Raw genomic sequence first — 26,295 nt, 5'->3', positions numbered from 1 at the left:
TCAACTCGAGGAGGACTTCTCCATCGCCTCAGGCGACTCCCCGTCCTCTTCTGAGCGAGGGAGCGTGAGCTCCCGCTCATGGGCTACCACGGAGCCCAGGACGCCGTTGATGAATCGCGGGCTGGCATCGCTTCCGAAGATCTTCGCCAGCTCGATCGCCTCGTTGATGGCGACCTTGACGGGGACATCGTTCTTATCGGCGAGCTCATACAGCGCCATGCGCAGGATGTTCCGGTCGATGGCTGCGATCTGTTCCACCGGCCATTCCGGAGCGTAACGGGCGATGATGCGATCCAGCGCGTCCTGGTGGGTCAGCACGCCGTGGAGCAGATGACGGGCGAATTGTTGACCGGCAGGGGGCAGATTCATGTGATGGAGCCGCTCTGCCAGCACGGATTCCGGATCGTGCCCTGCCAGGTCGATCTCGAACAGGGCCTGGAGTACAGCCATCCGTGCCCGCCGCCTGACCTTCACACTCACCTCCTACTCATCCGAGCGGGCGGATGATGGACGACGAGAGATATCATCGGAACGGGCGGGTGGCTCGGCCGTGGAGGTGAACTCGACGCTGTCGATGTGGACGTGTACCTGTCGGACGGACATCCCCACCATATCGTGGAGCGCACGGGCGACCTCGCGTTGCAGCGTCTCACCCAGCTCCCGCATGTTCACCCCGGCATCCGCGATCACGTACAGATCGACGGTGACGCTGTCCCCATCCACGTGAATGCGGACGCCCTCGCTGAGGTTCCCCCCGCCGAGCAGGCGCTCCAGGAACGTCGGGAACGGCGCCATACGACGCACGCCCGGCTGTGACAATGCCGTCAGCCGTACGATGGTCGTCAGCACCGCGGGAGCGATGATCACTTTGCCCAACTTCGCTTCCTTAGGAGATGTGTCCTGCATCGGCCTCGCCTCAGCACGACTACCCGGTGGAGCCTTCTCCGGCCGCTCCACCGATCCGCCCCCGATGATTCGATCGTGATGGAAAGGGTGATGGAAGATCTCGAACGGAGGCTAGCACATGGCCAGCCCGCCGTCCACGCTCAGCACGTGTCCTGTGATGAAGGCGGCATCCTCGGAGGCCAGGAACGCCACGGCCGCGGCGACCTCCTCCGGCTGCCCCATCCGCTTGAGTGGCGTCTGATCTAGGATGGCTTGCTTGAGTTCATCCGGCAGCACCTCCGTCAGCGCCGTGGGGATATAGCCGGGTGCCACGCAGTTGACGGTGATGCCGCGTGAGCCCAGCTCCCGGGCCAGGCTCTTGCTGAAGCCGATGATCCCCGCCTTGGAGGCGGCGTAGTTGGTCTGCCCGGCCTGCCCGACCAGCCCGACCACCGAGGTGATGTTGATGATGCGCCCGCTCCGCTGGCGAACCATCCCGCGAGCGACCGCCTTGCAGCAATTGAAGACGCTCTTGAGGTTGGTATCGATCACCCGGTCCCAATCCGCTTCCTTCATCATCATCAACAGGGTGTCCCGGGTGGTGCCGGCGTTGTTGACCAGGATGTCGACCCGACCGTAGGTATCCACCGCCTGCTTGATCAGGCGCTGGGCCTCCTCGAAGCGACTCACATCGGCGACCACCACCGTGGCCTCCCCGCCGTTCTGGCGGATCTCCTGGGCGACGGACTCCGCTGCCTCGGCGCTGGCGTGGCAGTTCAGCACCACCTTGGCACCCTCCGCGGCCAGCCGCCGGGCGATGGCGGCGCCGATCCCTCGCGAGCTTCCCGTGACGACGGCGACTTTTCCGGATAGGCGCATCTTTGGCTCCTAGGCGAGAGACTCCAGCGCTTCGATGTCCTTGGGCTCGTTGATGCTGAGCGTCCGGACGTTGCGGTCGATGCGTCGGATAAGGCCGGAGAGCACGTTGCCCGGCCCGACCTCGATGAAGGTGTCGATCCCCTGTCGGATCATGTTCTGAACGGAGGCCGTCCAGCGCACGGGACCCGTGAGTTGGCTGACCAGCTCGTCTCGGACGGCTTCCACGGCCGAGATGGGCGCGGCGGAGACGTTCGCGATGAGCTCGGGCACGGCGGGACGCATCTCCACGATGCGCACGACGTGCTGCAGCGCCTCGGCCGCCGGAGCCATCAAGGGCGAGTGGGCGGCGATGCTCACGGCCAGGCGGATCACCCGACGTGCCCCCATCGTCCGGGCCAGCTCCATGGCCCGCTCGAGGGCGGAGTGCTCGCCGGAGATGACGATCTGGCCGGGCGAGTTGATGTTGGCCACCTGCACCACGCCGCCGGTCTCCTGGCTGGCCTGCTGGCAGACCTGGGCGACCTGTTCCTCCTCCAGGCTGATGATGGCGGCCATGCCGCCCGGTCGCTCCTCACCCGCCCGCTTCATCAGGCGTCCCCGCTCACGCACCAGGCGTAGGGCATCCGTGTAGGAGAGGGCGTCCGCGGCCACCAGGGCCGTGTACTCCCCCAGGCTGTGCCCCGCCACCGCGACCGGCTTTCCCAGCTTGGGGAAGGCCGAGCGGATGGCACGCAGCGTGGCGACGCTGGCGGCCAGGATGGCCGGCTGGGCGTTCACCGTATCCGTCAGCTTGTCCGCAGGTCCCTCAAAGCAGAGCCGGCTCAGGTGGAAATGCAGGATATCGTCGGCTTCCGCCATCGCCTCACGGGCGGAGGGGAACGCCTCCACCAAAGCCCGAGCCATCCCTACAGCTTGAGAGCCCTGCCCCGGAAACACAAGGGCGAATCGTGACATCGAGCCCTCCTCTGGCGAAACCATCCCTCGAGGAAACCCTAGAGCGACAAACGAGGGAAATCAGGGCAGGCCCTCAATCCCCCGTTTCTCCCCCGCACAAAAGACGCCTCGCTATGAGCGCTGGTCGGTCCCCGGCGATGCCTACTCCTCTTCCACAGAGATCACTTCACGGCCCTTGTAGTACCCACAATGCGGGCAGACGCGATGAGGCAGCCGCATCTCATGGCACTGGGGGCACTCAACGAGGTGGGGCGGCTTCAGCGCATGGTGCGCCCGGCGACGATCTCGTCTTCCCGGTGATAACTTTCTCTTCGGCAACGGTGGCACGGTTTCATCCCTCCCTTTAACAGCATATCACCGCAGGCTATGCACCGGCGGTGAGTTCCTGTCACTCTAGCTTCAGGTCCAACAGCGCAGACCAACGTGGGTCCACGTCATGGATAATGCACGCACAAGGTCCTTCGTTCAGGTTCTGCCCGCATTGCGGGCAAATCCCCGCACAATCCTCCCGACAGAGCGGGTGCAGGGGCAACGCCAGGAGCAGATCCTGACGGATCACCTCCTCCAGGTTCAGGATATGCTGGGCGTCGATCCACAGGGCCTGATCCTCCTCCTCCATGAGCAGCCGCCGACCGGTCATGACGTCGACGGTCGGCCGGAACTCCTCCTCCAGGTCGATGGTCAGCGGGACCTCCAGCGGCTCCAGGCAGCGGCTGCAGGTCATCTCGACCACCATCGCGAGGCGCCCTGTGACCAGGACCCCGTTCCCCGTGCGCAACATGGTGATCTCGCCTTGCAATCGCTTGATCGGCACGAGAAGGGGATCCAGGCCCGTCACATCCTCATCGAATTGGTAATGGCGGGTCGCCCCCGCCGATGCTTTCAGTAGTTGCGCGACGTTGTAACGCATAAGCCATCCTCACGCATGTCTCGAACATGCGTCGTGGCATTATAGGGCAGAGGATAGTCGCTGTCAAGAACGCGAGCGCCAGGACGCGCCTCCGCCTCGCGGCGAATCCCTGCGCCTCGCTCACTCGGCGACGCTGACATGGGAGCCCCCTGCCACCGCATCGGTGGGGCGGGTCGGGGCGCCTGGGTGCGCACCCTTGCGGCGATCAGATCTCCTCGTCCTCTTCGACATCACCACCGGCGGCCGCCGATGATGAAGGGTTGGGGCGTTGTTTGTTGGCCAGGACCTCGATGCCGTTCTGCACCTGGGCCAACAGGCTCTCCAGATGGCGGGAAAGCTCGCGCAGCACGTCGAGGACGTAGTCGTCCGCCTCCCGTTGCATCTCCTCGCTGCGCTGGCGTGCCTCAGCGATGATCGAGGCGGCGCGCTGCTGGGCGGACGCGACCACGTCCTGCACGCTTTGCCCGGAGATCGCCTCCGGGTTCTGCATCGCCTCGCTCACGATCCGTTTGGCCTCTTGTTCCGCCTGCAGGAGGATGTAATCGCGCTGTTGCAGGATGCGCTGGGCCTGGCGCACCTCGTCCGGCACGGACATGCGCATCTGGTCGATCAGGCGCAGGCACTCCTCCTCATTGACCAGGAGGCTGGATGTGAACGGCACGCGCCAGCCGCGATTCAGGACGGCCTCCAATTGATCGACGAGCTGTAGGATTTCGATGATGATCACCTCCCCCCGGAAGAATGCGGCAATTCCAGGCCGGGCTTCCGCTGATCCCGCAGTCGGGCCTTGGGAACCTGGCGGCTGGGCGGTCTGCCTAACTCCTGGAAGCGGCGATACAGCGCCTCCTGCACGTGAGGCGGCGTCATCTGCGTGATATCCCCGCCCAGTCCCGCGACCTCCTTCAGGATAGAGGCGCTCAAGTAGGCGTACTCCGACTGGGTGATCAAGGTCACCATGTCGATTTCCGGGGCCAGCCTTTGGTTGGTCATCGCGACCTGGAACTCGAACTCGAAATCGGCCAATGTGCGCAGCCCTCGCACGATCACTTGGGCTCCCACCTGTCGCGCGAAATGAACCGTTAATCCATTATACGACATAACTTCCACATTGGGTAGATGCCGGACCGCCTCCTTCATCAGGCTCACGCGCTCTTGAATGGGGAAGAGCACCTGCTTGTTCGCGGGGCTCTCGTAGATCGCGATGACGAGACGCTCGAACAGGGAAGAGGCTCGGGTAGCGATATCGATATGTCCATAGTGTACCGGGTCAAAGGTGCCCGGGTATAGAGCTGTAGGCATGGTCTCATCTCTTCTCGTCAGCTCAGATCTCCATGTCCGTGCCAGAATTGGGCTACCTGGGCGCGCAGGAGCTGATGCTCAGGCAGGGACAATTCCGGGTCCACGGCGAACAGACGTTTGGCTTCCTCGCGGGCGGCCTCCAGCGTGCGCACATCCCCCAGCTGGGCCAGGTGGAGCGGCGGCAGCCCGGATTGTCGGGTGCCGAAGAAGTCCCCCGGCCCTCTGAGCTCCAGATCCTTCTGCGCCAGGATGAACCCGTCCTGGGTCTGCTCCATCGCCTTGAGCCGCTCCTCGCTGTCCCCCGAGTCGGCGTCGGAGAGCAGGATGCAGTAGGAGGGATGCTCGCCGCGGCCCACCCGGCCGCGGAACTGGTGCAGCTGGGCCAGGCCAAAGCGCTCCGCCCCCTCGATCAGGATCACCGTCGCGTTGGGTACGTCGATCCCGACCTCGACGACCGAGGTGGCCACCAGGATGTCCAGCTCCCCCCGGCTGAACGCCTGCATCACCGCATCCTTCTCCTCCCCCTTCATGCGGCCGTGCAGCAGGCCCAGCTTCAGGTCGGGGAACACCTCCTCCTGCAGCCGGCGATGCTCCTCGATGGCGGCCTTCGCGTCGCTGCTCTCCGATTCCTCTACCAGCGGGCAGATGATGAACGCCTGGCGGCCCGCTTCGATCTGACGACGTATGAAGGCGTAGGCGCGCTCGCGCTCCAGCGGTCGTAGCCAGCGGGTGCGGATGGGCTGCCGCCCGGGCGGCAGCTCGTCCAGCACGGAGATGTCCAGATCGCCGTAGAGGGTCAGCGCCAGCGTGCGCGGGATGGGCGTCGCGCTCATCACCAGGACATGGGGGTTGTACCCCTTCTGGCGCAGACGGGCACGCTGTGCCACGCCGAAGCGATGTTGCTCGTCGATGACGGCCAGTCCCAGGCTGGCGAATTGCACCGTCTCCTGGATCAGCGCGTGGGTGCCGATCACGATGTCCACCTCGCCCGCGGCGATGGCCTCGTGCAGTTGGCGCTTCTCCCCCTCGGGCAGGCTGCCGGTCAGCAGGGCCAGGCGCACCGGGCGGCCCTCCGGGTGCTGCAGGCGCTCGAACAGGCGGCTGAGGCCTCGGTAGTGCTGCTCGGCCAGGATCTCCGTCGGGGCCATCAGCACCGCCTGGGCGCCGTTGCAGATTGCAGCCCACATGGCCGCGGCGGCGACGGCGGTCTTGCCCGAGCCCACATCCCCTTGCAGGAGGCGGCTCATGGGGCGTGATTGCGCCATGTCCTCCAGGATCTCGCGCAGGGCGCGCTCCTGCGCCCGGGTGAGCTGGAAGGGCAACGCCTCCCGGAACCGCTCCATCACCTCGGCGTTGGCCGGCAGCGGGCGGCCGGGCTGATGTTGCCAGCGATGTCGCTGGCGCAGCATCCCCAGCTGAATGAAGAAGAACTCGTCGAAGCTCAGACGGCGCCGTGCCTGCTCCAGCAGATCCCAGTTGTCAGGGAAGTGGATCTGAGCCAGCGCCTGTCCCAGAGGCATCAGGTCCTGTCGCTCCCGGACCCCATCCGGCAGATAGTCCTCGATATTCGGCGTCCAGGCGTCCACCGTCTGCTTGATCAGCCGGCGGAGCCAGCGGGCGCTCACCCCCTGCGTCATGGGGTAGATGGGGACCAGACGGCCTGTGTGGATGAACTGGCGATCCAGTGGCTCCCACTCCGGGTTGGTCAGCACCAGGCGTCCCAGATAGGTGTCGATCTTGCCGCTGAGGACGATGGCGCGCCCGGGCTTGAGCTGCCGGATCATGTAGGGGTTGAACCAGGTCGCCTGGATGGTGCCCGTGCTGTCGCCGATGATGGCCTGCACGATCTCTCGTCCGCTGCGGGACCGGCGGCTCTGCACGTCCCAGACGTTGCCGATGATGGTGCATTCCTCCCCGACCTGTAGGTGGTCGATGGTCTTTAGGGTGCTGTAGTCCTCGTACCGCCTGGGGAAATGCCAGAGCAGGTCCCGCACCGTCCGGATGCCCAATTTGGCCAGGCGCTGGGCATGTCGAGGGCCCACGCCGGGCAGGCGGGTGACGGGAGCGTCCAGGCCTGCGGCGGGCTCGGAGGGCCGCTTCCGTGGCGGTCGCGCGGGCCTCTCCGCTGGAGCCTTGGGCGGCGGTGGCGCCGTGGGCTGGGGGGCGGCCGCCGGCACGGGCTCGGCGGAGGGGCGTGCCTCCGCCTCCATCACGCGCTGCGCCCGGGCCAGGATATCGTCGATCACCCGCTCCCGGGCCACGGGGCTTTCCAGGGTCGGATACCCCATCAGCAGGGCCACGATGGCTTGAACCTGCTCGCGCTGTTCCGGCGTCTTCACCTCGGCCAACACATCGGCTTCCCACCGCGCGGCGAACTTATCCAGCCCGCCGATGACGGCTCGATTGCGAAAGCCCTGACGTCTTTCCAGGGCCAAGACCTTTTTCAGTCGATCGAAAGCGTCGCTCATTCCTGGCTACTCACTGTTCGAAAGGACAAGTTCCGTTCGCTCCTATGCGCTTCTCATGTGCGGATCCAGGTGTTCCGATGTCCCGTCGGCGAGACGTCCATCTACGGGCGATATCCGCTCGCGTCATCACCACACGCCCTCGTAGACGATGGCCCCCATCGCCGTGGGGCCCAGATGGGTCGCCAGCGAGGGGCTGTACGTGTATACGGGGAACTCCCGATCCGGGTAGGTGAGCTCCAATCGCTCCAACAGCATCGCGGTCTCATCGCTGAACCCGTGCTGGAGGATGACCATCTGCTCGATGCGGGTGAACTCGGTGATGAACTCGAACAGCTTGTCCACCGCCTGAGTGCGCGTCCGCACCTTCTCCAGCGGGATCACCTCGCCTTCCTCGATCATCAGCAGCGGCTTGATCCCCAACATGGTGCCCAGGATCGCCTGGGCCTGTCCGATGCGCCGGGCGCGCTCCAGATATTCCAGGGTCTCCACGAAGAAGAAGGCGTAAATGTGCGGGATCATCCCGCGTACCAGGCGCACGATGGCGTCCAGCGACTTGCCGGTCCTCGCCTCGCGAGCCGCCGCCTCCACCAGGATGCCCAGCCCGACCGATGTGGAAAGCGAGTCGACGACCTCGATCTGGCAACGGCCGAGGAGGCCCTGCGCGGCCGCCCGGGCGTTGGCATACGTCTCGCTCATCTTGCTGGACATGTGGATGGACAGGATCCGATCGGTGGAGCGGGATAGCCGTCGATACACGTTGGCGAAGGTCTGCACGGAGGGCGCCATCGCGATAGGAAGCGCGTCCGAGCGCTCCAGCTGGCGAAAGAACTGTTCCGTGGTCAGGTTCACGCCCTCCTGATAGGTGCGGCCGTTGACGTGGATCGATAGCGGGACGACCTCTATCCCCAGCTCTTCACGTACTTTGGGATCCAGGTGTGCGTTACTATCCGTGACGATCTTGATCTCTGACAATTCCTTCACTCCACGTTGAGGATGATGAGATATCGCCTGTACCAGCGAGGCTGCACGCCGGCCGCTCCTATTCGACGGAGATGATGTAATGGTAGTGTGGCTGCCCCCCGTCGACCAGCTCGACTTCCTGGTCCGGATAGGCTTCCTGCACCCGATCCGCCATGGCCTGAGCCTCCTCCCTGGAGACCGGCTCACCATAATATATGGTAATGACCTCCGCTTCTGAGGCGTGCATCCTCGATAGGAGCTGGTCCATCACCTCGTACGTGTCCCGGCCGCGCGCACACAGCACCCCGTTGTGGAGCCCGATCACGTCGCCCACCTCCACCTGGATGCCGTCGAATTGGGCGGCTCGTACGGCGACGGTGATCTCGCCCGTCTCGATGTCCTGCAGTGCGGCGGTCATATTGCGCTGATTCTCCTCCGGGCTGGCCTGCGGGTTCAAGGCCAGCAGGGCGCTGATCCCCTGCGGGATGGTGCGGGAGGGAACCACATATACGTTCTTTCGGCTCAGGGCCTGGGCCTGTTGAGCCGCCAGGATGATATTGCTGTTGTTGGGCAGCACAAGCACATCGTCGCAGGGCAGGGCTTCGATGGCCTCCAGCAGCTCCTGCGTGCTGGGGTTCATGGATTGCCCGCCCTCCACGATGGCGTTCACCCCCAGGCTCTCGAACACGCGCCGGAGTCCGACCCCGGGCACGACGGCGACGACGCCCACCTGGCCGCACGGGACATCCGGGGTGGCTGCGGGCGCGGGCTCTCGAACGGTCGCGGCCACAGGGGCGGCCTGGGGCACGGGCTGCTCGCCTCGCCGGCGCAACGTCTGCAAGGTCATGTTCTCCACGACGATGTCGTCCAGGTGCCCTAACGAGGCGCCGAAGGAGAGCATGGGGCCCGGGTCCTCGCTGTGCACATGGACCTTAATCACCCCTTCCCCCCCGACGACGATCACGCTCTGTCCGCCCATCTCGATCAGACGCTGACGGACCATGTCCTCATCGGCCTCGTGGGAGAGGATCAGGTACTGGATATCGTATCCCCATTCCTCGGCGAGCCCCGAAAGCTCCGCCTCCTCCTCGCTGGGCGGGGCGCTGATCACGATCTGTTCGCCCTGCAGGCAGCGGAACATGCCCTCCAGGATGACGTATAGGCCCTGCCCGCCGGAGTCGACCACGCCCGCCTGCGCCAGGACTGGCAGCAGGTGAGGGGTCTCCGCGACGGCCTCCGCGGCCTCGTGCACGATGCGCTCGAAGACGAAGCGCATGTCCTGGTCCATTGAGGCGGCTTTGCGGGCCGCCTCGCTAACCCGCCGGATCACGGTGAGGATGGTGCCCTCCACGGGCTTGGACACGCCCTTGTAGGCCGTGTCGGCCCCCTCCTCCAGCGCGTCGACGAGGTCGGAGGTCGTGCACAGCTCCTTATCGTCCAGCGAGCGGGCCATGCCGCGCAGGATCTGGGACAGGATCACGCCGGAGTTGCCTCGGGCTCCCATCAGTGCGCCGTGAGCGGCGCGCTGTAGGACGCCCCCGATGGGCGGATGGACCAGGTCGGCGATCTCATTGCACGCGGCCTGCATGGTGAGAAGCATGTTCGTGCCCGTGTCGCCGTCGGGGACGGGGAACACGTTCAACGCGTTGATAGCGTCCCGATGCTTCTCCAGGTTGGCGGAGGCCGCGTACAGCATGGCTCGCATATCCTCGCCGTTTAGCGCCTTTACGGGGACCCCCGGGGGGTATTTGGCTGTCAACTTGGTGGTGGTATCATCCTGAAAGGCCGACGAAGCGCCTTCCGTTCTCGTCTCGCCGCTCAATATCCTGAATCCTCCCAGATCGACAGGATGCCCGGAATGCCCGCCGGGCTGGCCACGCGCCGGGATCCTGGCTCGGAGCGCGCCTGGCCGATGCGATGGGTTAGTCCCGGTCGCTGATGCGCAGCCCTTGCACATGGACGTTGATCTCAGATACCGGCACGCCCAATGTCCGCTCCAGGCTGAACTTCACCCGGTTCATGACGCCATAGGCCACCTCCGAGATGCGCGTCCCGTACTCGACGATGACGTACAGGTCGATGATGACCTTGCCCTCGGAGATGCGCACCTCGACGCTGCGGCGGGGGCGGTCCCGGCGTAGCCAGCCAATCAGCCCATCGAGCACATTCTTGCTGGCCATGCCCACCACGCCGTAGCTCTCCAGCACCGCTTCGCTGGCGATGGCGGCGATGGCATCGGGGGAGATATCGATTTGACCCAGAGAAGTCTCTTCCGTCATCCACATCCTCGAGTTCTGATGCCCTCTGAGGCCACGTGTGCCCGGCTTGGCACACGGTTTGCCCTTTCACCCCGCCTATGGTAAGATATCGCCCGCTCTAGCCGGGAATGCATCCCGGCTATCATCATGGGCGTCGTTCGTCTCGCGTGTTCCGCATGATCCAATATAAGGAAAGAGGTGATCCGGATGGCTAAGTGCGAACGCTGTGGTAAAAGCTTACGCTTTGGACATAACGTCAGCCATTCCAAACACCGCACGAAGCGGCAATGGAAGCCAAACATTCAGCGCACGACCGTGATCGAAAACGGCCGGACCAGGCGGATGTATCTCTGCACGCAATGCATTAGAACACTTCAGAAGACCGTCTGATGCGCTTTTGCGCCTTGTAAACTGGCCATCTTCGCACGGAAGCCAGCGCTCGAAAGGGGGCTGGCTTTCTCGTGCGAGGGCTTTCCGGGTACGGGAGCGGTGAGGGCCGTTAGGCATCGAGTTGCACCGGCTCGCCTGCGGCCGCTCTCAGCCGGGCGATCGCGTTGCGTACCCCGTCCGGCGATCGGAAGATCGAGGTGCCGGCCACCAACACGCGAGCCCCGGCCTCTACCAGCCTGGGAGCCGTCCTCTCGTCTACTCCCCCATCCACCTCGATGAGGATATCCAATCCGCGATCCTGCACCATCCGTCGTAGCCGACGTATCTTGTCCAGTGTGCCCGGGATGAACGCCTGCCCGCCGAATCCCGGGTTGACCGTCATGCACAGCACCAGATCCACGTCGGGCAGGATCTCCTCCAGTGTGACCAGGGGGGTGGCCGGATTCAGGGACACGCCCGGCATGACCCCCAGCTCGCGGATCTGCTGTATCACCCGATGCAGATGGGGCGTCGCTTCCACATGCACGGTCAGGCCGTCCGCCCCCGCGCGCTGGAACGCCTCCAGATAGCGCTCCGGCTCCTCGATCATCAGATGCACGTCCAGGTGCAGATCCGTGACGCGACGAAGGCTGGCCAGCACCGGCGGCCCTATGGTTATGTTCGGCACGAAGTGGCCGTCCATCACGTCCACGTGAATCCAATCCGCCCCGGCCTCCTCTGCCCGACGGATCTCCTCTCCCAGCCGGGCGAAGTCGGAGGCCAGTATGGACGGTGCGATCTTGATCACCAGTCACCTCCACAAACCACCATGATACACGTCATCGCTTGAAAAAGCAAACAATTCAGACGAGAATCTCGCCTTCCCGCAAAGGGTGCGCGTGCGAGCGCTCACCCGATCGCCGATGATGCGGCCACGCGCCGGCGCAACTGCCCGCAGCCGGCGTCGATCTCGACGCCGCGCCGCAGCCGCATCGTGACCGAAACGCCGCGGTCCTGCAGCCGTTGGAGAAACGCGGCCGCGTCTCGATCCGGGGAGGGCTGGTAGGGCGATCCCTCCACCGGGTTTAGCGGGATCAGGTTGACATGACAGAGGAGCCCCCGGATCAGAGAGGCCAGCTCCTCCGCGTGTTCCAGGCGGTCGTTGATGCCCGCCATCAGCGCGTACTCGAAAGTGACCCGTCGTCGCGTGCGCTCTACATAACGCCGACAGGCAGCCATCAACTCCTTCAGAGGGTAGCGCCGGTTGATGGGCACCAGCTTGTCGCGCAGGGCATCGTTGGGCGCGTGCAGCGAGATGGCCAGGCCGATCTGTAGCGGCTCCTGGGCCATGCGGTCGATCATGGGGACCAGGCCGACGGTGGACAGTGTGATGTGGCGGGCGCCCAGCCCGAACGCCGCGGGGTCGGTCAGGAGCCGCAGGGCTCTCCATGTGGCCGAATAGTTGGCCAGCGGTTCGCCCATTCCCATGAGGACGATGTTGGTCACGCGGGTGGGGCGTGGGACGGCGATGGCGTCATAGCCGCCCGCTTGGGGATCGCCCAGGAAGCGGGCGAAGAAGAGCGCCTGGGCCACGATCTCGCCCGCGGTCAGGTTGCGGGCCAACCCGCTGAGGCCGGTGGCGCAGAAGGGACAGCCCATGCCGCACCCCGCCTGGGTGGAGAGGCACAGCGTGCGTCGTCGCTTGTAGAGCATGAGCACCGCTTCGATGGTCTGGTCGTCGGGCAGGGCGAAGAGCACCTTCCGGGTCAGCCGATCGCGTGAGGTGACGGATTCCAGCTCCCGCAGTGGATCGATGATGAAGGATTCCTCGAGGCGGGCTCGCAGCGCGATGGGAAGATCGGTCATCCCGGCGAACTCGGTGACGCCGCGCTGATAGACCCAGCGCCAGATCTGATCGACGCGGTAGCGCGGCTCCCCCCAGGCGGCCAGGTGGGCAGCCAGTTCTTCCCTGGTCAGATCGAGCAAAAGCTTGCGTTCGGGCATCGTGAAGGCAGTATACCCTATCGCCAGGGCGATGGTCAAGGGGTTTTGTCCTCTCCGGCCCCTCGCCACCTCCGCCCCCTGGAGCCCGTGTTAAAAAGAAGGATTGACGTATTCTGTGTTTCCTTGCTATAATGTTGGACGATAGGGGGTGCTCGTTGCCTCTTCGTGATCAGGGTCCCCATGGTCGCCCGCCAGGAGTCTGAGGCATCGCCCGGATGTGTTTCCGCGATGGGCCGTCTGCGCCCTGCAGGGTTGCTTCATCCTTTGCATCCGCGTGCAAGCGTCGGTACCCACCGTTCATGGTGTCATATGCCCCTCCTCCAGACATTGCGATATGCCGCTTGGATGGCTGTCCGGCCTGGTCGCACGACGGGCCGGTTGCTTGTCGATCGAGGGCGCCTGCGATATGGCATTTGCGCCTGGCTGATCATCAGCATCGCCTATGGCCTCGTCGCCTGGATCGGCGGGATGAACGGGCTGGGGGCGGTCGTCAGGCCGTGGTTGCCCATCCCTGCTGAGCGGTATTACTTGTGGATGGGGCCTTTCACCCCTCTTATCTATCTGGTGAATTTCTTGCTCCTCGCCGGCTCGCTTCAGCTTCTGGCCAAGATCGTGCGCGGGCAGGGGAGCTTTGAGGACACCTTCGTGGTAGTCGCGCTCACATTCTTTCTGCCCGTCTTTCTCACCATGTGGGCCTTTGAGATGCCCGTCCTGGTGTTCTTTCCCCAGTGGCGTCGCACGGAATTGGGCGGGCTCGGGTACCTGCCTGTGTGGGCTGACAGCGCTCGTCAGGGCATTGGCCTCTTGTGGATCGTCGTGACCCTCACGATAGCGGTGAGCCGAGTGCAACGCATCTCGATGTGGAGGGCGATCCCCATCACGGCTGTGGCAGCTCTCCTGGCGTGGTCTGTCACGTTGACTTATCTGAGATGAGGGCCTATCGCCCTGTGAGGAGTATTTCGATTTTGCGGCCTGGGGCTTTGGAGCTCAAGGGCGGCCGGGGGCGCTGTTGGGAGGGGCCAGAAGGGGGTGCACCATGGGGAGTGGTGTCTTGTCCGCGATATTCCCTTTGCTCGGCGTCGTGATAGGGGGCCTGTTGGCCTTCCTGACGCAGTATCTTCTCCATCGACAACAGGAGAGGACGGAGATCAGGAAGAAGGCCATCGACGTGAAGAATCAGCAGTGTCTTGCCCTCTGGAAGACGCTCTCCGACACGTATCAATATCTGTTCTTCTCGGGCGGCTATTCGGCGGACAAGGTGGATGTGGAGGGGCTTGGCAGGCATATCAGGATGCTCAATGTGGCTATCATCCGGGCGGAGCCGTTCCTCAGTCGCCGGAGCTTTCTGCGGTTGATGGAGGTGCGCAATGCGGTGAACGAATTCTTCGGGGAGCTGGAGTCCGCCAAGCTCGCCTCTTATGAGGAGTATGTGGCTTTCATCGCCAAACTCGAGGGGCCGATGGGTAGGGCGCGAGACGTTCTGCGCGAGGAGTTGCAGCTTGCCGAGCTGGGCCTCCTGCGCCCTGCGAAGGTGGCCTGATCGGCTGCAGAAGAGGATCGCGGATGTAAGTTCGCCGCGCGGTGCCCCTTCGTGAAGCCGATGTGCTATGAGGACCGATCGCCGCTTTACCGCATCGGTGAGTCCCGGGCCGTCGCCTGCTATCTACAAGAGGGCGTCCCTACCATCCCCAAAGAGGCTTTGGGAGAGCTGTTCGTAGCACAGGAGGTTGGATAGTGTCTGACGATGTCTTGCAAGGGAGTCGCTCGCCGTCACGGTATGTGATCTCCCGACGTCACTTTCTGCGCACCGCGAGTGCCCTCACGGCGGGGGTGTTGACCGTCGGGTGCCAGCCTGGTGTGCTTTTGCAAACCCCGCAACCCCTCCCTACGACCGAGGCGGCGACGTCGTCACGGCCGCGAGTGGCGTTGGCTTATGCCGCTGATTATGACCGCGCGCTCATCCGGCGGCAGGTTCGCTCGCTTCTCGATGGATTGGGCGGACTGAAGGGCGTCATCCACACCGGTGATCGGGTGGCGTTGAAGGTGAACCTGACGGCTGGCGTGGATGTGCAGCCGCTGCCCGGCGTCTCGCCCATCGAGAGTTATGTGACACACCCGGAGGTCGTGCGCGCGCTGGGCGAAGCCGTGCGGGAGGCCGGCGCGCGGGAGCTCTTCATCGTCGAGTCGGTCGATGCTAGGACATACCGGGCCTGGGGATACGAGGATGTGGCGCGGGATCTGGATGCCACTCTGATCGACCTGAACACGCCTGAGCCTTACGAGGACTTCGCCTCCACCCCGGTCGGCGACGGCTGGTTCATCTACGAGAACTTCGTCTTCAATCCCATCTTGGAGGACATCGACGTCTTCATCTCCATCGCCAAGCTGAAATGCCATTGGAGTTGTGGCGTCACCCTGGCCATGAAGAATCTGATCGGCCTGGTGCCATATACTCACTATCGACTGAGCCCCGACCATAAATATCGTTCGGCATTCCATGGGAAGGGGGATGAGTTTAAGACCCGATTGCCCAAGGTGATCATGGACCTCAACCGGGCGCGCCCGATCCACTTCGCGCTCATCGATGGCGTGAAGACCACGGAGGCCGGGGAGGGCCCCTGGATCAAGACGATCTCTCCTGTGGAGCCCGGCATCCTGGTCGCCGGCGTTGACCCGGTGGCCACGGATGCCGTCGCCACCGCGACGATGGGCTTTGACTCGACCGTTGAACAGCCGACCCCGCCCTTCCTGCGCAGCGACAATCATCTGAACTTGGCGCGTGAGCTGGGCCTGGGCACCAATCTCCTGGAGGAGATCGAGGTGGTCGGAGCCTCCATCGAGGACCTGCGTTATGAATTCGAGCCCTGTTGGACGTGATCGCCGTGCATCGTGTCCTTTGACGGCGAGATCAAGGCCCTCGGCTGTAGGATAGGCCGAGGGCTTCGTTTGCGAGGAGGATCATGACCACCATCCGTATCCCCTGGCGTGCGTGGTATGGCGATGAGGAAGTGGAGTTGCGCTTTCCCTCCTCCTGGTGTGTGCGGGCCTATTGGCCAGCCGATGCACCGGACATCGGGCTGGCGGGAATCGAGCGCTCGTTCGACGCGCCCATCGATGCCCCGCCCATCGAGGATGTGGCGCGCGGGAAACGCTGGGTTTCCATCGCGGTGGACGATATCTCTCGGCCGGCGCCGGCCGCACGGATCATGCCCTCCCTCATGCGTCGGCTGGAGCGGGCTGGCGTGGACCTGGATCGGGTGCGCGTCGTGTTAGGGACAGGTACGCATCGTCCCATGGTCAAGGAGGACATCATCAAGAAGATCGGGCGGGCCGCGGCCGATCGGCTGGATGTGTACAACAACCATCCCTATGGTAATGTGGTGGATCTGGGAGTGTCGGATCGAGGGACGCCGGTTCACGTCTGCCGTTTCTTCGCCGAGGCCGATCTGAAGATCGGCGTTGGCTCGATCACGCCGCATGGGAGTCCGGGGTTCGGGGGCGGGGCCAAAGTGGTGATCCCGGGCGTCGCGGGCATCGATACGATCGCCTCCATCCACCAACCGGGCCGCTTACGGGGGGGCTTGATCGAGGTGGAGCATAACGAGTTCCGGGCGGAGATCGAGCATATCGCACGGGATAGAGTGGGGCTGGATTACATCATCAACGTGGTGGTCAATTCGCATCGGGAGATCGCCGGGCTGTTCGTGGGGGACATGGTGAGCGCGCATCGGGTGGGCATCCGGTTAGCCCGACAGGTATACGCTACCGAGATGCCCGCTGAGCCGGTGGACATCGCCATCTGCAATGCCTATCCCAAGGACACGGACTTCCTGCAAAGCGGGATGGCCCTCAACGTGCTGAGGTCATCGCCCAGGCTGGTGGTCAAGGAGGGGGGCATGATCGTCATCGTCACTGCCAGCCCGGAGGGGCGGGGTTATCACGGGCTGTTCGGCCCGGGCATGCGTTACGATCTGCGCCGTGGGAGTACGGGAAGGAGGGCGTCACCGACGCTGTGGGATGCGCACGTCGTTTTCTTCTCGCCCCGGCTGACGGCGGCTGATGTCGGGGGCGATGTGGTGTTTCGCCGCTGGGGTGATCTGAGCGCGCACCTGGCGGCACGATATGGCAATGAGGCGACTGTAGCCGTGTTCCCGTGCGGGAGTATCCAGCTGGATCGGGGAAGAGACGACCTTTGAGAGCTGGAACCCGCGAGCGTAAAAAAGTTACCGCCCTCTGAGAAACAGAAGGCGGTAACATGTGGTGGCCCATACGGGACTCGAACCCGTGTCTCAGCCTTGAGAGGGCTGCATCCTGAATCGCGGCTGAAGACCACCATTTTGGGCACAGCCCCCATAGATTTACGCGAGGGCTGCGACGGACTGCAAACAGCACACAAAAGAAGGGCTGTAACCCGTTCATCACTGACGTCCCCCTGTCACGCGGCCCGCGGTGCAGAACGGCCCCCAAGAGCCCTGAACTGGCTCTCACTGTGTGGAGCAACGTCGATTCCCGAGCAAAGCCGCAAGCCAGGCGACAAGAGGACGTCAAAATAATACCACACCATCAGTGCGCATATGTGCTGTCTCCGCGGCAAGTGCAGGCGATCAGAGTGCCTTCAAAGAGAGGTCTATCGACCCGGCACACAGTGTGCCGGGCTGCTACCAGGACCAACTCAACAAGCGCTCGCCCACGCTCTGGTGTTGGATCGTCACCCTCGGCAGGCCATTGGGGAACAGAGGCTGCTGCTCGCTCCCATCGGGCCGCATCACATACACTTCCCACTTGCCGTTGCGATCCGTCAGGAAAGCGATCCATTGCCCGTCGGGCGACCACGTCGGCGAGACGCTGTTGGCCGGGCGCTCGGTCCATAGGCCCGACGAAGTCAACGGCCGAATCTCGCTCCCATCCTCATTTACCACGAAAATGTCGGTATGATTAGGGTATTTCTTCTCGAAGGCAATAAGCCCTCCCGCAGGCGACCAGACCGGACCCAGGTGCCTTATATCCTTCGTCAAAGGCTTAGTGGGACCTAAAAGCGTGGTGATTTCAGTTCCTCGGTCCCCTCGGTAGACAATCCGAAGACCGTCCGGAGCCCAACTCGGATTGTGACTGTAACGCTGCGAAGGGACATCGCGATACTCCCTCGTCCAGGTGTCCACATAGCCCAACTGAAAGTGTGGATCCGGCGGCAACGTGAATGCCCACGGGCCAAACCTGAGCTCCAAATACCCTTCTCTCCCGCCCTTCTGGAATGAGAAGACCAGATAACGCCCATCTGGCGACCAATCGGGCGCACGCGGCAGATGCGTGCCCCATTGCCGCCATTCATTGTCGTTGATCAAATCACGCACATAGACCCCCTCTGGGTCGGGGCCGCCTGGCCACCGGGCATAAGCCAAGCGTTTCCCATCGGGCGAGAGGTCCGGGTCCAGGACGCCTGTGGTAACGCGGCGCAGCCCGCTGCCATCCGCGTTGACGATGTACAGGTCCCCGCCGCTTCGAGTCAGGATGGCTAGCTTGCCGGTGAAGCGAGCACGACGGGCCTGTCTGGACACGGGTTGCACCGTAGTCGTTGCCAGTGGCGCCTCCATCACGTCGCCGCTGACCTCGGCATACTGAGCATACACCCAGCCTTGGGCCTCAGCTTTTCCATCGTAGATGATCTGAAGCCAGGTGCCATCCTCGTTCCGTCCGGTGATCTGCACCTGATCACCGTCGCGTAGCTTGCTGATGATAGCATAGTTGGTGCCAGGGCCAGCGCGCACATTCAGCACGTCCGCGGTGATGCGGGCAACCAGCCCAGAACGCAGCGTCGTCGCCACAGGTTGCTCCGCCGCGGGCGTCATCGTGGCTGTCGAGACAGCTGGTGTCTCCGTGATCTGCACCATGGCCGCCTCCCCAACGACAGGCAGTAGACTTACAGCGGTATAAACCCGCAGTTGATCCGCCGCGGTCCAGGCGCGCCCCTCGCTATCAGGTGGGTAGATCACCAACACCCAGGTAGGGGGATCGGTCCGCCCCACCATCTCCAGTACCTGCCCCTCGCGCACCTGAGCCACTACCTTTGCACTCGATCGAGGAGCGGCTTTAATAACCGCTTGTCGGTCAGCGACGAAAGCATTGGACAGAAGGGATCTGGACGCAGGAGTCGACACCATATCGCTGAGAATAGGCTGCGCGACGGGAGTCTGTGGCAATACGGGGCGCAACGTCTCCGCCGCTCTCGCCATCAAACTGGCCGACGCCGGCGAAAATTCACCGCGAGCCAGTATGCACATGAGGATGATAGCGATGATGAGCCTGATCAGAGCGGTACCCCTCATCATCATGCTCCTACTCGATGGAGACCAAGGCACTCATGTTCCAGCGCAAGCGGCTATCTTGCAGGTCAGGTATGATCGTGACTGTGTAGACGACGCCGTCTGCTGTCTCTTCACCAACCAAGCTGATGGTGCTTACTCGTCCCGTTAGTGTCAGATCAGGGATAGCATCAAATGTGATAGTGACTGGTGCACCCGGTTGGACCCGTACCACGTCCTGCTCCGTCACGTCCCTGGTTTCGATGAGCCAGGCGGAAAGGTCGCCCAGAACCGCGACGGGCATGCCCGGTGCTACGTACTCTCCTACGCTCACATTGAGCGCGGCTATCGTGCCGGTGAAAGGAGCCCGCAACTCTGTCTCGGCCAACGTCGCCACTGCCTGTTCTAGCGCTGCTTCGGTTGCTGCGACTTCGGCTTCGGCTACAGCGATGGTCTCCGGGCGCGCCCCAGCACGCAGTAGTTCCAGGTTCGCCTGAGCCTCGCGCACTTCTGAACGAGCGATTGCCATATCGGCTTCACTGGGACCCCTGAGAAGTTCATCCAGGCGAGCCTTGATCGCCGTATAGGTCTTGGTCGCCTTATCCAGCGCAAAGGACTGAGCCGTCGCCGCAAGGTCGTTGCGCCAGCTTATCGCGTCATAGTTACTCTGTGCTGTACGAAGGGCGGCCTCGGCGTTAGCGAGGTCGATGCGGGCGGCGGTGAGTTCGGCTTCGCTGGGCCCCTCCAGAACCTTTTGCAGCCTCGCCTGGGCATTCATCACGGCGGCCTCTGCTATCGCGATCTCCTCTGGGCGAGGTCCAGCCTTCAGCTCGGCCAGCTGAGCTCGAGCGCGTCGGAGCTCGGCCTTAGCCTGCAAGACAGCCGCTTGTTGTCGGCCAGAGTCCAGCCGGATGAGCACCTGGCCAGCCTTCACCTGGTCCCCTTCCGAGACGAGCACTTCTGCCACGATCCCCTCGATCGGGAAGCTCAACGTTGCGCTTCGTATGGGCACCACCCGGGCCTTGGTCAGCACGTGCTGTTCCGAAGTCGAGGGTTTCGTTGCTTCAATTGGCGCCGTCCCCTGAGCGACAACGTCTTGATATCCGTATGCCCACGGGTAAACCGCCGCGGCCAGTAGAGCGAGGCAGAGAGCGATAACCTTTAGCTTATCCATAAGTGGGTCTCCCGCTGCACTTTTATAGAGGTGGAAAGTAGAGAAACGGGCTCAACTTCAGCTTTGTTGAACTACTGCATTGCGCACAGAAAACCTGAGTCCCTGCGAGGCACGAGGGGCGATCACGGGACCAAGTGCCCTCGCACGTTCCTCCATTGTCGTCGCTATTGGTGCCGTCGGGAAAGAGACGACCTTCCCCAAAAGAGTGGACATGCAGATAAGTCAAGTTCGTACACTCTTTCAGCTGCATCATGCCCTCCCCTGTTTCCACTCGAAAACGACCCGACGGGACGGCTTATCCACCCAATAATCGGGGTAAGGAGGCCCTGCATCCTCCGAGAGGAACAACACAGCTACCTTAATCAAAGAGTCTGGGAGCATCTCCTTCACCGCCTTAACCGCTGCCTCGAGCGTTCGCCCAGTTCTGGAAATATCATTGACGATCAGTACGCGCTTGGCTTTGACTGAAGGATGTCCTAGAGGAGCACTTGCTCTCGGTGCCGAGAGATGTCGTCCCATTGAATCTCGCTTTACATGCATCCACAGAACGCATATGGGAATAGGAGATGCTTTGTTACCTATGAAGCGCCGCGAGAGCCATTCACCGATCATGGCCCCGCCAGGAGCAACGGCTACAATCAAATCAGGGCGAAATGAGTCTTTCTGAATGTAATCGGCGAGAATATGCGTCATGTGAAATTCATCTCGCAACGAGATTGGTACAGACGCTCGCAAAAGCTGCTTGGCTGCCTTTATGAGTTCTATGTTTTGGTGTCGCGACACAAGGTAGCCAATGCCTATACTCACTATACCGATTAACGCATTTATAACAATGTCTGGCATTTTCATCGCTCGCTCTCAATGTCACGTGACAGGGGCGTGAACATGAGGGGTTGATGTCGCCGATTCCAATCCCTTTGCTCGGACGCAAATTAAGGCCTCGGTGTTGGCGTCGGATAATAGGGGTGATCTAGTACGTCCCCGCAATCGATGTAGTTATATGAGTTGCCGACTGGGCCTAGATCGAATTCCTGCCGGTAAACTTGCCCATTCCACTCAAACTCTGCCGCTTTAACCCACTGACCCGCGTCCAATGGAAAAGCCATGAAGGTCCAGCCAGCGGTTTGTCCAGGGTAAATAGGGGGTTGCTTGTAAGCCCCCGTACGTTTATGAACCCATTGCCACATTAAGTCCGAGATGTATTCCTGACGACCATCCGTAATGATCCAACGTCTTGGCCTCCACGGAGGCTCTACCGGTTTGTCACTATTGTTCGTGATATACATATCCACCTGGAAGCTGCGGTAACCCCATACGCGCTCGACGATGCCTTTTTTTGCCTCAAATTCCCATATTCGCCTTTGACACTCGTAGTGCATGTTGATGAACGTCACCTGTAATTCTTTGTGCACTTCCGTCGGTGTCGGACTCGGCGTGGGAGGAGGTGTCGGGATTACGCTGGCAAGCGGCACAGCTTCAATTGCGAAGCCATGCTGAACAAGCCAAACAGCAACCCAACCACGTCGCCCACTGGAGAGCATGATCTCGATCCAATTGGCATCCTGGTTGCGAGCCATCACTTGCAAGCTGTCCCCCTGCTTTACAGACGCAATCACTGGATAGTTGGTACCAGGGCCGGAACGCACATTTAAGACCTCTGCCTGGACAATTGCCATTAGCTCGGGGGATGTTGGTGAAGGCACAGGCGAGGGTATGACAGTCGGAGTCGGAGGCGCTGGCGTGTTCGTCGGTGTTGGTGTCTCTTTCGCCTCAGGAGTCCGGCTCTGTACAGACACCGCGTCAGCCGTTAGTGTAGCCAGGACACGACTCACGACCGTGGCCTCTATGTCTTCCCTCGCCTCTGCAGGTGTCTCAGGATGCGCCAAAACGGCTTGGGCCGTTAGTGTCGCAAAGATACGACCAGCAACCGTTGCTTCTATGGACGATACGTCAATCGTTGGTGTCGGTTGGCCCCGAGAACACCCCAACAAGACAAAGAGTCCTAATAAGCACGACAACGCTTTGCCGCTACTCCTAGCTCTCGTCATCACATCACCCCTTAGCCCGCTTGGTGCTGTGAGCACCACCCGTGCCTCTTGTCATACGCCCATATCGCGAGGCCAACCTCCTGCGGGAGCCACTCCAGCCGATCAGCCAGGCTACGGACCTTTCCCAAGTACCGCTTGTAGTCGGCGATCGAACAGCCGGCTTTTTCCTCTCCAAAGACATATTGCCATCCTCGAAAATCGATCACGGCATACCGCTCGGGATAGACAAAAGCAAGCACGGCCGACGCAACCGAACTCCCACATCGCGCAGCGCGCACAATAGATTGACCCAAAGCTCAAGCTTATAGCCCTCGTCAGGATGCGTGATCATCAACGCAACGCCGGTAACGGCCCTGATGACCTCTTCCGTGTTGGCCGCTCTCCTGGCTTGTTGACGTCCGTACTGCCCTCCCAGCTTCCATCTCAGGATCTCGTCGAATTCCGCTCCCGTTAAGCAGAAGGGCTAACGCTCCCGGCGCAGTCGGGCGAAGTGGGCTTTGAGACGTTCGGTTAGATCGTAGTCTTCACTCGATGTGCGAAATGGTGCAATTCGCTCAGCGGTTATCACTTGACATCTCACCGCCTTGCGCCGGGCGAAGTTCGCCGGCGCAGGTTCGCATAACCCGCCAGGACGGCCATCCCTCCTCCCACAAGCAAGAGGGTGGCAGGTTCTGGGACTATGGGTGGGACCATGAAGGTCTCCTGAACAACGATCCCGTATGGCACGTTAACGGTGCAATCGGCGTAAAAGGTGATGTTCTCGCCTTGCACGGGACGTTTCAAGGACACGCGAAAGCTGCCATCGGATTGCACAATGCCACTTCCCAGAAGCTCGTCTTCAGGTCCGAGACCCGAATATACGTAGATGGGTCGATCAATACAAGCATCGTCAGAAAGCCGCCCGCTCACAGCCGTGCTTCCCGCCGTTGGTGGAGCGGTGAACCAAAGATCTGGAGGCACGTAATAGAACGGTGGGGATATCCAAAGCGGCTTGGGCCATGAGACGAAGGGCTCGACGATAAATGTGTCTTGAACGATCTCTCCATTCCCACATTCGGCGTAAACGGTGGTGGTCTCGCCCTCCCGGAGGGGACGATTAAGAGCGAGCACAAGGCCAATCGGGTTTCGCGGCAGACGAAGGGTGGGAGCCCCATTCGACTTCGGTGGGAGATATGCATAGTTACTGCCCAAGAGCTCTCCTTCCACGGGATCCCCAGAATACACGTAAAACGTGGCCCATTGGCAACTGAAGCTGACCCACCCTCCGAACCATGTCCAGCCCGCCTGGAGGGGCAAGTCTGGGTATACAATGAGGGGCGTCGGTTCATCATCGGCCCAGGCCACACCCCACGAAGAAAAAGCCAGGATGATTAAAATCATCACCGCTCTGCAAAGCATGGCCCTCCTCCTCGATGCTACTGCGGCCGGACATCACCCTCCTTGCTCATACCGAACCTCTGCCTCCGCCATCACATCCTGGCGGAAATACCGGCTCAAATCCTATGACGTGTGCAGATCCACCTTGCGCCCACCCAATATCTCCGATAGTTCCCGCTCCATCCGTGCGATCCCCAACAAACCCGGAACATGTCCAGGCTCAAACTCAAGAAGTCAACCCTTCACAGTACCTTCAAATCCAATTTTCTGGGGATCAGCACCCTGTACGGTAGTGAATCCCCCAATCGGGACTCTGAACGTTCACACATGGCGAACTATTCGGGGTTCGGGTTCGACTATGGGGTTTCAATCCCTCAATCGGGATTCTGAACGTTCACACGCGGGGGCAGCAGGGCTTCCAGGATGTGGGGGCCATGTTTCAATCCCTCAATCGGGATTCTGAACGTTCCACCTCTTGCCATGACTGAATGCCATGCCATCCTCCTAGTGTTTCAATCCCTCAATCGGGATTCTGAACGTTCACACTGCCGATGGGTACATCTGGTGGGTAGACTACAACAAGGTTTCAATCCCTCAATCGGGATTCTGAGCGTTCACACATATCGAGTGCACAAGGAGATCGTGCCGTTGCTTCTAGAGTTTCAATCCCTCAATCGGGATTCTGAGCGTTCACACTAAAAGAAGTCTTTCCAACACTTGTGGGGGCTCCGACGTATGTGTTTCAATCCCTCAATCGGGATTCTGAGCGTTCACACCTCGTTACAACGAGACTGTACCGTCGTTACATCCTCGTGTTTCAATCCCTCAATCGGGATTCTGAGCGTTCACACTTTCAGGGCGAACACGAGGCCCTGGACATCCCGCAGGGTTTCAATCCCTCAATCGGGATTCTGTACGTTCACACCAAGTGATTGGCGGCGCATTCGAGTGGTGGATTTCGGTGTTTCAATCCCTCAATCGGGATTCTGTACGTTCGCACTATTGCCGGTACTCGAATCGCTCCCGACAACATCCCCAGTTTCAATCCCTCAATCGGGATTCTGTACGTTCACACCATTCTTCTCCGTCGTAAGCCTAGCCAGGAACCGTACCTGTTTCAATCCCTCAATCGGGATTCTGTACGTTCACACCTGCGCGCTTCTCCCTGATGGCTTTCCGATAGCGATCCGTTTCAATCCCTCAATCGGGATTCTGTACGTTCACACTGCTGCTGTCCCAGCGACAGAAGGGCGGGCAACGAGGTTTCAATCCCTCAATCGGGATTCTGTACGTTCACACGCAGGGAGGCGGCTGGGTGGGTGCGGCGCATCTGGCGTTTCAATCCCTCAATCGGGATTCTGTACGTTCACACCAGGGTGCCGGCGATGTATGGATAGGTGGTCGAATAGTTTCAATCCCTCAATCGGGATTCTGTACGTTCACACCAATGAATGTGCCGAATGCGATGAGGATGGAGAGCATGGTTTCAATCCCTCAATCGGGATTCTGTACGTTCACACAATCGGCATGGTGTGCAGCTGCATTGTGCACGGCCCAGGTTTCAATCCCTCAATCGGGATTCTGTACGTTCACACTTTCGGAAAAACGGTCACGACGACAGAGATCGTGTGGTTTCAATCCCTCAATCGGGATTCTGTACGTTCACACCCGGGAAAACTAGCTTGCTTTTGCAGATGATTCGCACGGTTTCAATCCCTCAATCGGGATTCTGTACGTTCACACCGGGACAGTGACTGGGTTACAGGCCGTCCTGAATGCGTTTCAATCCCTCAATCGGGATTCTGTACGTTCACACAGTCCTCGTTCCGCCCGGTGTGACTGTGATCGTCACAGGTTTCAATCCCTCAATCGGGATTCTGTACGTTCACACATGAAGGAATTAGGGTACATACAGGAGGGGATATGAGTTTCAATCCCTCAATCGGGATTCTGTACGTTCACACCCACCAGCACTGCTCTGCGCCAAGTTGTAGGATGTTCTGGTTTCAATCCCTCAATCGGGATTCTGTACGTTCACACCCGCTTGAGGGTCCGGGCCTAATCCGCTCCCCCGGGTCTCGGTTTCAATCCCTCAATCGGGATTCTGTACGTTCACACTCCCCATTGCGGCGCGTGCCTATGCCCGGTAGATTCTAGTTTCAATCCCTCAATCGGGATTCTGTACGTTCACACCGATTGTGTCGGAGATCGCAGTCGTGGCTGTTCCAGCGGGTTTCAATCCCTCAATCGGAGGGTCGGACAGCGGTTACGCTGAGCGTAATCGCCTCGTAACCAGGTCGTAATCGGCCCTGCCGATCTGCCTCATGAGCGTAACCACCTTCCAACCTGGTTACGCTTAACGACGCTCGTCAGGTTTCCCCCTTCAGGCTAGAATGAGGGTACGCAACGCC

The 26,295-nt window shown here is 61.5% G+C and carries 24 protein-coding genes and 1 CRISPR repeat array; of the genes, 5 read left to right on the top strand and 19 right to left on the bottom strand.

What is annotated here, in order from left to right; genetic code table 11:
- The 12 genes from nusB to GXP39_07185 all read right to left on the bottom strand — a co-directional run bounded on the left by nusB (position 1) and on the right by GXP39_07185 (position 10,640).
- Positions 1-450 (bottom strand): transcription antitermination factor NusB, encoded by a 450-nt coding sequence (gene nusB, locus GXP39_07240; protein ID NOZ27832.1) that lies wholly within the window; start codon positions 448-450, stop codon positions 1-3.
- Between the two features lie 33 nt (positions 451-483).
- Positions 484-906 (bottom strand): Asp23/Gls24 family envelope stress response protein, encoded by a 423-nt coding sequence (locus tag GXP39_07235; protein ID NOZ27831.1) that lies wholly within the window; start codon positions 904-906, stop codon positions 484-486.
- Between the two features lie 111 nt (positions 907-1,017).
- A complete protein-coding gene (fabG, locus tag GXP39_07230) occupies positions 1,018-1,764 on the bottom strand; it encodes a 3-oxoacyl-[acyl-carrier-protein] reductase (protein NOZ27830.1) in 747 nt (248 codons plus the stop codon).
- A gap of 9 nt (positions 1,765-1,773) precedes the next feature.
- Positions 1,774-2,742 carry an ACP S-malonyltransferase gene (gene fabD, locus GXP39_07225; protein ID NOZ27829.1) on the bottom strand — a complete coding sequence of 323 codons (969 nt, stop codon included), beginning with the start codon at positions 2,740-2,742 and terminating at the stop codon, positions 1,774-1,776.
- Positions 2,743-2,859: 117 nt separating this feature from the next.
- A complete protein-coding gene (rpmF, locus tag GXP39_07220; GenBank protein ID NOZ27828.1) occupies positions 2,860-3,045 on the bottom strand; it encodes a 50S ribosomal protein L32 in 186 nt (61 codons plus the stop codon).
- Positions 3,046-3,106: 61 nt separating this feature from the next.
- Positions 3,107-3,628: a DUF177 domain-containing protein gene (locus GXP39_07215; GenBank protein ID NOZ27827.1), complete on the bottom strand. Its 522-nt coding sequence runs from the start codon at positions 3,626-3,628 to the stop codon at positions 3,107-3,109.
- A 205-nt stretch (positions 3,629-3,833) separates the two neighbouring features.
- Positions 3,834-4,355: a hypothetical protein gene (locus tag GXP39_07210; protein NOZ27826.1), complete on the bottom strand. Its 522-nt coding sequence runs from the start codon at positions 4,353-4,355 to the stop codon at positions 3,834-3,836.
- Positions 4,352-4,927 (bottom strand): pantetheine-phosphate adenylyltransferase, encoded by a 576-nt coding sequence (gene coaD / locus GXP39_07205; protein NOZ27825.1) that lies wholly within the window; start codon positions 4,925-4,927, stop codon positions 4,352-4,354. Before coaD ends, GXP39_07210 begins: the two co-directional genes overlap by 4 nt.
- A gap of 17 nt (positions 4,928-4,944) precedes the next feature.
- Positions 4,945-7,395, bottom strand: a complete 2,451-nt coding sequence (gene recG, locus GXP39_07200) for an ATP-dependent DNA helicase RecG (protein ID NOZ27824.1) — start codon at positions 7,393-7,395, stop codon at positions 4,945-4,947.
- 126 nt (positions 7,396-7,521) lie between these two features.
- Positions 7,522-8,367, bottom strand: a complete 846-nt coding sequence (locus GXP39_07195) for a DegV family protein (protein NOZ27823.1) — start codon at positions 8,365-8,367, stop codon at positions 7,522-7,524.
- A gap of 67 nt (positions 8,368-8,434) precedes the next feature.
- Positions 8,435-10,114 (bottom strand): DAK2 domain-containing protein, encoded by a 1,680-nt coding sequence (locus GXP39_07190; GenBank protein NOZ27822.1) that lies wholly within the window; start codon positions 10,112-10,114, stop codon positions 8,435-8,437.
- 163 nt (positions 10,115-10,277) lie between these two features.
- Entirely contained in the window at positions 10,278-10,640 is a 363-nt protein-coding gene (locus GXP39_07185) for an Asp23/Gls24 family envelope stress response protein (protein ID NOZ27821.1), read from the bottom strand.
- A 180-nt stretch (positions 10,641-10,820) separates the two neighbouring features.
- On the opposite strand from GXP39_07185, the gene rpmB reads away from it, so the two are divergent.
- Positions 10,821-11,003, top strand: coding sequence for a 50S ribosomal protein L28 (rpmB, locus tag GXP39_07180; protein ID NOZ27820.1), 183 nt, complete (start codon positions 10,821-10,823; stop codon positions 11,001-11,003).
- Positions 11,004-11,112: 109 nt separating this feature from the next.
- Here rpmB and GXP39_07175 read toward each other — a convergent pair whose 3' ends face one another.
- Positions 11,113-11,790, bottom strand: coding sequence for a ribulose-phosphate 3-epimerase (locus GXP39_07175; GenBank protein NOZ27819.1), 678 nt, complete (start codon positions 11,788-11,790; stop codon positions 11,113-11,115).
- A gap of 101 nt (positions 11,791-11,891) precedes the next feature.
- Positions 11,892-12,986, bottom strand: coding sequence for a 23S rRNA (adenine(2503)-C(2))-methyltransferase RlmN (gene rlmN / locus GXP39_07170; protein NOZ27818.1), 1,095 nt, complete (start codon positions 12,984-12,986; stop codon positions 11,892-11,894).
- A gap of 378 nt (positions 12,987-13,364) precedes the next feature.
- Here rlmN and GXP39_07165 point away from each other — a divergent pair, with 378 nt between their 5' ends.
- The 4 genes from GXP39_07165 (at position 13,365) to GXP39_07150 (ending at position 17,182) form a co-directional block, all read left to right on the top strand.
- Entirely contained in the window at positions 13,365-13,919 is a 555-nt protein-coding gene (locus GXP39_07165; GenBank protein ID NOZ27817.1) for a hypothetical protein, read from the top strand.
- 118 nt (positions 13,920-14,037) lie between these two features.
- Entirely contained in the window at positions 14,038-14,526 is a 489-nt protein-coding gene (locus GXP39_07160; GenBank protein ID NOZ27816.1) for a hypothetical protein, read from the top strand.
- Positions 14,527-14,720: 194 nt separating this feature from the next.
- Positions 14,721-15,863: a DUF362 domain-containing protein gene (locus GXP39_07155; protein ID NOZ27815.1), complete on the top strand. Its 1,143-nt coding sequence runs from the start codon at positions 14,721-14,723 to the stop codon at positions 15,861-15,863.
- Between the two features lie 83 nt (positions 15,864-15,946).
- Complete coding sequence (locus GXP39_07150; GenBank protein NOZ27814.1) at positions 15,947-17,182, top strand: DUF2088 domain-containing protein; 1,236 nt, start codon at positions 15,947-15,949, stop codon at positions 17,180-17,182.
- Between the two features lie 462 nt (positions 17,183-17,644).
- Here the strand turns inward: GXP39_07150 and GXP39_07145 are convergent, their stop codons facing one another.
- The 5 genes from GXP39_07145 to GXP39_07125 all read right to left on the bottom strand — a co-directional run bounded on the left by GXP39_07145 (position 17,645) and on the right by GXP39_07125 (position 23,200).
- Positions 17,645-19,036 (bottom strand): SH3 domain-containing protein, encoded by a 1,392-nt coding sequence (locus GXP39_07145; protein NOZ27813.1) that lies wholly within the window; start codon positions 19,034-19,036, stop codon positions 17,645-17,647.
- A 283-nt stretch (positions 19,037-19,319) separates the two neighbouring features.
- On the bottom strand, positions 19,320-20,459 hold the full coding sequence (locus GXP39_07140) for a biotin/lipoyl-binding protein (GenBank protein ID NOZ27812.1): 1,140 nt from the start codon (positions 20,457-20,459) through the stop codon (positions 19,320-19,322).
- Positions 20,460-20,708: 249 nt separating this feature from the next.
- Complete coding sequence (locus GXP39_07135; GenBank protein ID NOZ27811.1) at positions 20,709-21,308, bottom strand: phosphoribosyltransferase; 600 nt, start codon at positions 21,306-21,308, stop codon at positions 20,709-20,711.
- A gap of 83 nt (positions 21,309-21,391) precedes the next feature.
- A complete protein-coding gene (locus GXP39_07130) occupies positions 21,392-22,135 on the bottom strand; it encodes an SH3 domain-containing protein (protein NOZ27810.1) in 744 nt (247 codons plus the stop codon).
- 948 nt (positions 22,136-23,083) lie between these two features.
- Complete coding sequence (locus GXP39_07125) at positions 23,084-23,200, bottom strand: PEP-CTERM sorting domain-containing protein (GenBank protein ID NOZ27809.1); 117 nt, start codon at positions 23,198-23,200, stop codon at positions 23,084-23,086.
- A gap of 974 nt (positions 23,201-24,174) precedes the next feature.
- Positions 24,175-26,142: direct repeats of the CRISPR family, unit length 26 nt; unit sequence GTTTCAATCCCTCAATCGGGATTCTG.
- Positions 26,143-26,295 lie beyond the last annotated feature (153 nt).

It is taken from the genome of Chloroflexota bacterium, assembly GCA_013152435.1.
Classification (GTDB): domain Bacteria; phylum Chloroflexota; class Anaerolineae; order DUEN01; family DUEN01; genus DUEN01.
This window is presented reverse-complemented; position numbering and strand designations above follow the sequence as displayed.